The 7,225-nt window shown below is 66.6% G+C and carries 9 protein-coding genes; all 9 read right to left on the bottom strand.

Annotated elements, in window-relative coordinates:
• Window positions 1-10 precede the first annotated feature (10 nt).
• The 9 genes from N803_RS03435 to N803_RS03475 all read right to left on the bottom strand — a co-directional run bounded on the left by N803_RS03435 (window position 11) and on the right by N803_RS03475 (window position 7,052).
• Window positions 11-355 (bottom strand): hypothetical protein, encoded by a 345-nt coding sequence (locus tag N803_RS03435; RefSeq protein ID WP_156969634.1) that lies wholly within the window; start codon window positions 353-355, stop codon window positions 11-13.
• 193 nt (window positions 356-548) lie between these two features.
• Window positions 549-1,745 carry an elongation factor Tu gene (tuf, locus tag N803_RS03440; RefSeq protein WP_035902527.1) on the bottom strand — a complete coding sequence of 399 codons (1,197 nt, stop codon included), beginning with the start codon at window positions 1,743-1,745 and terminating at the stop codon, window positions 549-551.
• Window positions 1,746-1,888: 143 nt separating this feature from the next.
• Window positions 1,889-4,006 carry an elongation factor G gene (gene fusA / locus N803_RS03445; RefSeq protein WP_035902757.1) on the bottom strand — a complete coding sequence of 706 codons (2,118 nt, stop codon included), beginning with the start codon at window positions 4,004-4,006 and terminating at the stop codon, window positions 1,889-1,891.
• 135 nt (window positions 4,007-4,141) lie between these two features.
• A complete protein-coding gene (gene rpsG / locus N803_RS03450; RefSeq protein ID WP_035902529.1) occupies window positions 4,142-4,612 on the bottom strand; it encodes a 30S ribosomal protein S7 in 471 nt (156 codons plus the stop codon).
• Window positions 4,612-4,986, bottom strand: a complete 375-nt coding sequence (gene rpsL / locus N803_RS03455) for a 30S ribosomal protein S12 (RefSeq protein ID WP_035902530.1) — start codon at window positions 4,984-4,986, stop codon at window positions 4,612-4,614. Before rpsL ends, rpsG begins: the two co-directional genes overlap by 1 nt.
• 333 nt (window positions 4,987-5,319) lie before the next feature.
• Window positions 5,320-5,592, bottom strand: a complete 273-nt coding sequence (locus tag N803_RS03460) for a choice-of-anchor P family protein (RefSeq protein WP_281174960.1) — start codon at window positions 5,590-5,592, stop codon at window positions 5,320-5,322.
• Complete coding sequence (locus N803_RS03465) at window positions 5,568-6,134, bottom strand: choice-of-anchor P family protein (RefSeq protein WP_281174963.1); 567 nt, start codon at window positions 6,132-6,134, stop codon at window positions 5,568-5,570. Before N803_RS03465 ends, N803_RS03460 begins: the two co-directional genes overlap by 25 nt.
• 6 nt (window positions 6,135-6,140) lie before the next feature.
• Entirely contained in the window at window positions 6,141-6,356 is a 216-nt protein-coding gene (locus N803_RS03470; protein WP_035902533.1) for a hypothetical protein, read from the bottom strand.
• Window positions 6,357-6,518: 162 nt separating this feature from the next.
• Entirely contained in the window at window positions 6,519-7,052 is a 534-nt protein-coding gene (locus tag N803_RS03475) for a GNAT family N-acetyltransferase (protein WP_156969636.1), read from the bottom strand.
• Window positions 7,053-7,225 lie beyond the last annotated feature (173 nt).

Consider the following 7,225-nt stretch of genomic DNA (forward strand, 5'->3'; position numbering starts at 1 on the left):
TCTCACATCGTCAGCAGCCGGGGAACGTCGACAGCATGGCCGCCGGCTCCACGGTCTGGGCCCCCTCGACGTTGAGCAGAACTGCGGCGACGACGTCGGCGCTGCCACCCACGAAGCTGGCGTGAACATCGATGTCATACCCGACGAGCCAGTCGCGCGAGATCGGCCAGAAGAGGTTGGGGACATGTCGCCAGAGCAATCCGGGGGCAACCTCAAGGGCACACAGGTCATCGGGCTCAGCCTCGAAGACGTGATACCCCCGGTGCGGGAGTTCCAACCTGGGGGCCGCCATCACGACGGGGGCCAGGACGTCGGGATCGCGCTGCCACTCGCCGTCGACCATCGTGCTCCTCACCGCCCCAGCCGGGGCGCGAACCACGCACCGTCGGATGCGGGCGCTGGCGACAGATCGGACCAGGTGCGCAACGGCATACCGCACCTGTCGTGTACGGGACCGGCCCCGCCCGAATATGCGGGAAGGGCCCCGCCTGCCGAAGCAGACGGGGCCCTTCTCGAGTGCGTCAGTGACGCAGTCGGTCAACCAGTGATCACTTGGTGATCTTGGTGACGCGACCGGCGCCGACGGTCCGGCCACCCTCACGGATGGCGAACTTGAGGCCCTCTTCCATGGCGATCGGCTGGATGAGCTCGACCGACATCTCGGTGTTGTCACCGGGCATGACCATCTCGGTGCCCTCGGGCAGGGAGACGACGCCGGTGACGTCCGTGGTGCGGAAGTAGAACTGCGGGCGGTAGTTGTCGTAGAACGGCGTGTGACGGCCACCCTCGTCCTTGGAAAGGATGACGACGTTCGCCTCGAAGTTCGTGTGCGGGGTGATCGAGCCGGGCTTGACGATGACCTGGCCGCGCTCGACGTCCTCGCGCTTGATACCACGGATGAGGAGACCGACGTTCTCGCCAGCGCGACCCTCGTCGAGGAGCTTGCGGAACATCTCGATGCCGGTGACCGTGGTCTTGGTGGCCGGGCCCTCGTGGATGCCGACGATCTCGACGTCCTCGTTGACGTTCAGGACGCCACGCTCGATACGACCGGTGACGACGGTGCCACGACCGGTGATCGTGAAGACGTCCTCGACGGGCATGAGGAACGGCTTGTCGATGTCGCGCTCGGGCTCCGGGATCGACTCGTCGACCGCGTCCATGAGCTCGATGACCGACTGGCCCCACTCGGCGTCGCCCTCGAGCGCCTTGAGCGCCGAGACCTTGACCACGGGGACGTCGTCGCCCGGGAACTCGTAGGCCGAGAGAAGCTCACGGACCTCCATCTCGACGAGCTCGAGGATCTCCTCGTCGTCGACCATGTCGGCCTTGTTGAGCGCCACGACGATGTAGGGGACACCAACCTGGCGGGCCAGGATGATGTGCTCCTTCGTCTGCGGCATCGGGCCGTCGGTGGCGGCGACGACGAGAATCGCACCGTCCATCTGGGCCGCACCGGTGATCATGTTCTTGACGTAGTCCGCGTGACCGGGGCAGTCAACGTGCGCGTAGTGACGCTTCTCGGTCTGGTACTCGATGTGCGCGATGGAGATGGTGATACCGCGCTGCTTCTCCTCGGGCGCCTTGTCGATGTCGTCGAACGCGAACTGCGGGTTCAGGTCCGGGTACTTGTCGTGCAGGACCTTGGAGATCGCAGCCGTCAGCGTCGTCTTACCGTGGTCGATGTGACCAATGGTGCCGATGTTGACGTGCGGCTTGGTCCGCTCGAACTTTGCCTTCGCCACTTGATGTCCTCCTCAGGACTCTTCTTGGTGAAACGCCTCACGACCGGGCAGGACGTGGCGTCGTACTTGGGGGTTGGTTGTTCTGGTTGTGGCCGACGGTGTCGACCGATTGCCCAGATCCGGACCAGCGACCAGTCTAGCGGTCACTCGCCCCGGGTCTTGGCGATGATCTCCTCGGCCACCGACTTGGGAACCTCGGCGTAGGAGTCGAACTCCATCGAGTAGTTCGCCCGGCCCTGCGTCTTGGACCGGAGGTCACCGACGTAGCCGAACATCTCGGACAGCGGGACGAGGCCCTTGACGACCTTGGCGCCGCTGATGTCCTCCATGGCCTGGATGTGGCCACGGCGCGAGTTGATGTCGCCGATGACGTCGCCCATGTACTCCTCGGGCGTACGGACCTCGACGGCCATCATCGGCTCGAGGAGCACGGGGTCGGCCTTGCGGACGGCCTCCTTGAGCGCCATGGAGCCGGCGATCTTGAACGCCATTTCGGAGGAGTCGACATCGTGGTACGCACCGTCGAGGAGCGTCGCCTTGATGCCCACGAGCGGGTAGCCGGCGAGCACGCCGTACTGCATCGCGTCCTGGATACCGGCGTCGACCGACGGGATGTACTCGCGCGGGACGCGGCCACCGGTGACGGCGTTCTCGAACTCGTACAGCTCGCCGCCCTCCGTGGTGTCCAGCGCCTCGAGCTTGATCTGGATCTTGGCGAACTGGCCCGATCCACCCGTCTGCTTCTTGTGGGTGTAGTCGTGCTTCTCGACCGTCTTGCGGATGGTCTCGCGGTAGGCGACCTGCGGCTTGCCGACGTTGGCCTCGACCTTGAACTCGCGCTTCATGCGGTCGACGAGGATGTCGAGGTGAAGCTCGCCCATACCGGCGATGATCGTCTGGCCCGTGTCCTCGTCGAGGTGGACCTGGAAGGTCGGGTCTTCGGCCGAGAGCTTCTGGATGGCCGTGGAGAGCTTCTCCTGGTCACCCTTGGTCTTCGGCTCGATGGCGACCTGGATGACCGGGTCGGGGAAGGACATCGACTCGAGGACGATCTGGTGGTCCGGGTCGCTCAGGGTGTCACCGGTGGTGGTGTCCTTGAGGCCGATCGCGGCGTAGATGTGACCCGCCAGCGCCTCCTCGACCGGGTTCTCCTTGTTGGCGTGCATCTGGAAGAGCTTGCCAACGCGCTCCTTGCGGCCCTTGGTCGTGTTGACGACCGGCGAGCCGGCGGCGATGCGACCGGAGTAGACGCGGATGAAGGTGAGCGTGCCGAAGAACGGGTGCGCCGCGACCTTGAACGCGAGAGCCGAGAAGGGCTCGTCCTTGGACGGCTTGCGGGTCATCTCGACGCTCTCGTCGCCGGGCTTGTGACCCACCATGGGGGGCACGTCGAGCGGGGACGGGAGGTAGTCGACGACCGCGTCGAGCATCGGCTGGACGCCACGGTTCTTGAACGCCGAGCCACAGAGGATCGGGTACAGCTCCGAGGTGACGGTGAGCTTGCGGATGCCGGCCTTGATCTCGGCGACCGTGAGCTCCTCGCCGCCGAGGTACTTCTCCATGAGGTCGTCGTCGGACTCGGCGACGCGCTCGATGAGGTGGTGGCGGTACTCCTCGGCCTTGGCCTGGAGGTCCGCGGGGATCTCCTGGACCTCGTACTTGGCGCCCATGGTGACGTCACCCTTGGCGTCGCCGGGCCACACGAGGGCGCGCATCTCGACGAGGTCGATGACACCGATGAAGTCGTTCTCGGCGCCGATCGGCAGCTGGATGACGAGCGGCTCCGCACCGAGGCGGTCCTTGATCGTCTGGACGGTGAAGTAGAAGTCCGCGCCCAGCTTGTCCATCTTGTTGACGAACGCGATGCGGGGGACGTCGTACTTGTCGGCCTGACGCCACACGGTCTCGGACTGGGGCTCGACGCCCTCCTTGCCGTCGAAGACGGCGACGGCACCGTCGAGGACGCGGAGCGAACGCTCCACCTCAACCGTGAAGTCGACGTGACCGGGGGTGTCGATGATGTTGACCTGGTTGTTGTTCCAGAAGGACGTCACGGCGGCAGACGTGATCGTGATGCCGCGCTCCTTCTCCTGCTCCATCCAGTCGGTCGTCGAGGCGCCGTCGTGGGTCTCGCCGATCTTGTGGTTGACGCCGGTGTAGAAGAGGATGCGCTCCGTCGTCGTCGTCTTGCCGGCGTCGATGTGCGCCATGATGCCGATGTTGCGGACCTTGGTCAGGTCCGTCAGGACGTCGAGTGCCACTCGTATCTCATCTCGCTCGTTGCGGAAGTTCTGCGTGCTGTTGCGGTGCAGCGTTGCTGCGGTCGTGCGGTGCGGTCTGACGACCGCGGTTCGGTATGCCGGGTGCGCGACTCGCGCACCCGGCATACCGGGAAATCACCAGCGGTAGTGCGCGAAGGCCCGGTTGGACTCGGCCATCTTGTGCGTGTCCTCGCGACGCTTGACAGCAGCGCCGAGGCCGTTGGAGGCGTCGAGGATCTCGTTCATGAGGCGCTCGGTCATCGTCTTCTCACGACGCTGACGCGAGTAGCCGACGAGCCAGCGCAGCGACAGGGTCGTGGCACGGTTCGGCTTGACCTCGATCGGGACCTGGTAGGTCGCACCGCCGACGCGGCGGGACTTGACCTCGAGGGTCGGCTTGATGTTGTCGAGCGCACGCTTGAGCGTGAGCACGGGGTCGGTGCCGGTCTTCTCGCGGCAGCCCTCGAGGGCGCCGTAGACGATCGTCTCGGCGATGGACTTCTTGCCGTCGAGGAGGATCTTGTTGACCAGCTGGGTGACCAGCGGGCTCTGGTAGACCGGGTCGACGTGCAGCGGGCGCTTCGGAGCGGGGCCCTTACGAGGCATTACTTCTTCTCCTTCTTGGCGCCGTAGCGGCTGCGAGCCTGCTTGCGGTTCTTGACACCCTGGGTGTCGAGCGAGCCACGGATGATCTTGTAGCGGACACCCGGGAGGTCCTTCACACGGCCACCACGGACGAGCACGATCGAGTGCTCCTGGAGGTTGTGACCCTCACCGGGGATGTAGGCCGTGACCTCGATGCCGGAGGTCAGCTTGACGCGCGCGACCTTGCGGAGCGCGGAGTTCGGCTTCTTGGGGGTGGTGGTGTACACGCGCGTGCACACGCCGCGGCGCTGCGGGGAGCCCTTGAGAGCAGGCGTGGTCGTCTTCGTGACCTTGTCCTGCCGGCCCTTGCGCACCAGCTGGTTGATGGTAGGCAACCTGGATCCTTTGTCTGTCTGGTCGTTGTCACGACGGATGTCATGACTCCTTGAGGTGTCCGGCGCTCGACCCCCGCGTTCGGGTGTGTCGCACCGGGTGCTCTCCCCTGCACTCCCCTCCACAGGCCTCATCGACGTGGTCGAATCGGTGGTGGTGTGGGGCGCCCGGCAAGAGGTGGGCGGCCGAGTTCTCCGGGCGCTGCGCGCCCCGGTTCCCGGCCAACGTCTGGTCCTAGCCAGACACGGTTCTCAACGATACCGGTATGCCGGGTGCCCACCAAATCGCCGAGGACGCCCGGAGCGCGTGGCCCCGGGCGCCCGTCGGCGCGCGTCTCAGCCGCGGACGGCCGCGTTCGCTCCGGCGACCTGGACGAGCGTGCCCGTGGGCAGCCCGGCGATGGTCTTGGCGAGCCTGATCTCGAGCATGACGACCTCGAGGCCCCGGGTCGTGCGGACACTCTTGTGGAACGTCACGCTGGCGACCCCGAGGATCTCGATCGTGGCGTTTGGAGCCACGGTCGAGGTGATGACGGGGAAGCCGGCGACCTTGAGCCCGACGAACTTGGACCGATCGGCGACAGTCACGGTCCCGTTGGACTGACCCACCGCCTGGGTGTCGGCGACGACGGCATCGGCGGTGATGAGCCCGCCGAGGAGTCGTGGCGGCCGGCGTGGGCGGCACTGATGTAGATGACGGTCGAACCGGGGAGGCCGAACGGGTTGCCGGCGAGGAGGCTGATGACGATGCCGCGCGTGTAGGAGCGGTAGACGCCGTCCCGGGTGCCCTTGCTCTGCTGGTTGAGGGTGACGGTTCCGACGCGCTTGCCGGCCACGTCGAGGGCGACCTGGGTGTTCGGCGCGACGTTGACGGCGATGGATCGGCCGAGGATCTTGAGCCCGGCGAACGTGGTGGCGCCCGTGCCGGATCCGACGCCGGAGGTGCTCTTGGCCGAGGAGTAGACGCTCACGGCGTCGGCCACGACCGCTCCCCCGAGGAGATTGATGCCTGCCGTCCTGGCCGAGGCGGTCGTCGAGGTCGTCCCCGTGGTGACCTTGCTGCTGACGGCGCCGACCTTGCCCACGACCGGGAGGGTGACGGTCGCGACCGAGTTCGTCCGGGTCTGGCCGGTCGCGGAGGTGCACGAGATCGCCGACTAGCTCGTGGGCCCGGACTTGATGGTCTTGTCGATCGCGGTGACGTTGGTGCCCCAGGCGTTGGATTGGAAGCCCAACTTCGGAGTGGTCGCGGCAGCCACGCTCGCGGTGGCAGCCGCCGGGACGGACGGGACGGTGGCCGATGCCGGAGGGCCGACCAAGGCCACGCCCGAGATGGCGGCCACCGCCGGTAGGACGAATCGAGACACACGCATGGTGGATTCAGCTCCCCTCGCTCTCGTGCGACGGGGCGTGTCCCCGAGTCACGCACTGAGCCACCGGGAACGCTAGTGCCAACGGGCCATGTGTGACTAGCCCCAATGCACCGCCTGATCTGCGGATTCTGCCCAGAGTGACTAGGGCGCGAGTATCCAGGTTCAGGCGTCGAGGCGCTCGAATGCCGGGGCGTAGCGGAACGGCCCGGCCAGCTCGGGCCGCCAGGCTCGCAGCGTCTTCGCCTGGAAGTACTTCGCGTCCCACGGACCCGGCGAACCGATGCCGAGCCCTGCCGCCTCGACGAACCCGAAGTGGCCGTAGTAGTCGGGGTCCCCCAGCAGAACGATCGCCGCATCACCACGCTGCTCGGCCGACGCGATGACCGAGGCCATCAGGGCCGCACCAATCCCCTGCCGTTGCAGCGCCGGGGTGACGGCGATCGGGCCGAGGCCGACCGAGGGCCCCTCCCCCATCGTTGCGGCAGAGCAGAGGACGTGCCCGACGACCTCACCGTCGAGTTCGGCGACGAAGGTCAGGTCCTCGATGACGTCGCCGTCGCCGCGGAGCTCGTCGACGAGGCTCGACTCCATCGACCGCGCGGCGCCCTCGACGCGGGTGAAGGCGTCGTCGTGCAGGGCCGCGATCGCGGCGTGGTCGTCGGCAGTCTCGCGCCGGATGATCATGTCGTCACGCATGCGCCCAGCCTCTCACCCCGCCTCGTGTGTATGAGACCACGCTGGGGCGTGGCGCCATACACACAAGGCAACGTGAGTGACAGACGACGAAGGGCGGGTATGCCGTGTGGTGGCCACACGGCATACCCGCCCTTGCGTTTGGTGCTCAGTTCAGAGCGTCAGCCTCAGAGGCG

Origin of the sequence: Knoellia subterranea KCTC 19937, assembly GCF_000768685.1 — a bacterium.
GTDB lineage: Bacteria > Actinomycetota > Actinomycetes > Actinomycetales > Dermatophilaceae > Knoellia > Knoellia subterranea.

Coding starts and splice junctions, on each gene's coding strand:
- N803_RS03470 (WP_035902533.1), bottom strand. CDS start 6,356: ATGCGTGTGTCTCGATTCGTCCTACCGGCGGTGGCCGCCATCTCGGGC.
- N803_RS03475 (WP_156969636.1), bottom strand. CDS start 7,052: ATGCGTGACGACATGATCATCCGGCGCGAGACTGCCGACGACCACGCC.
- rpsG (WP_035902529.1), bottom strand. CDS start 4,612: ATGCCTCGTAAGGGCCCCGCTCCGAAGCGCCCGCTGCACGTCGACCCG.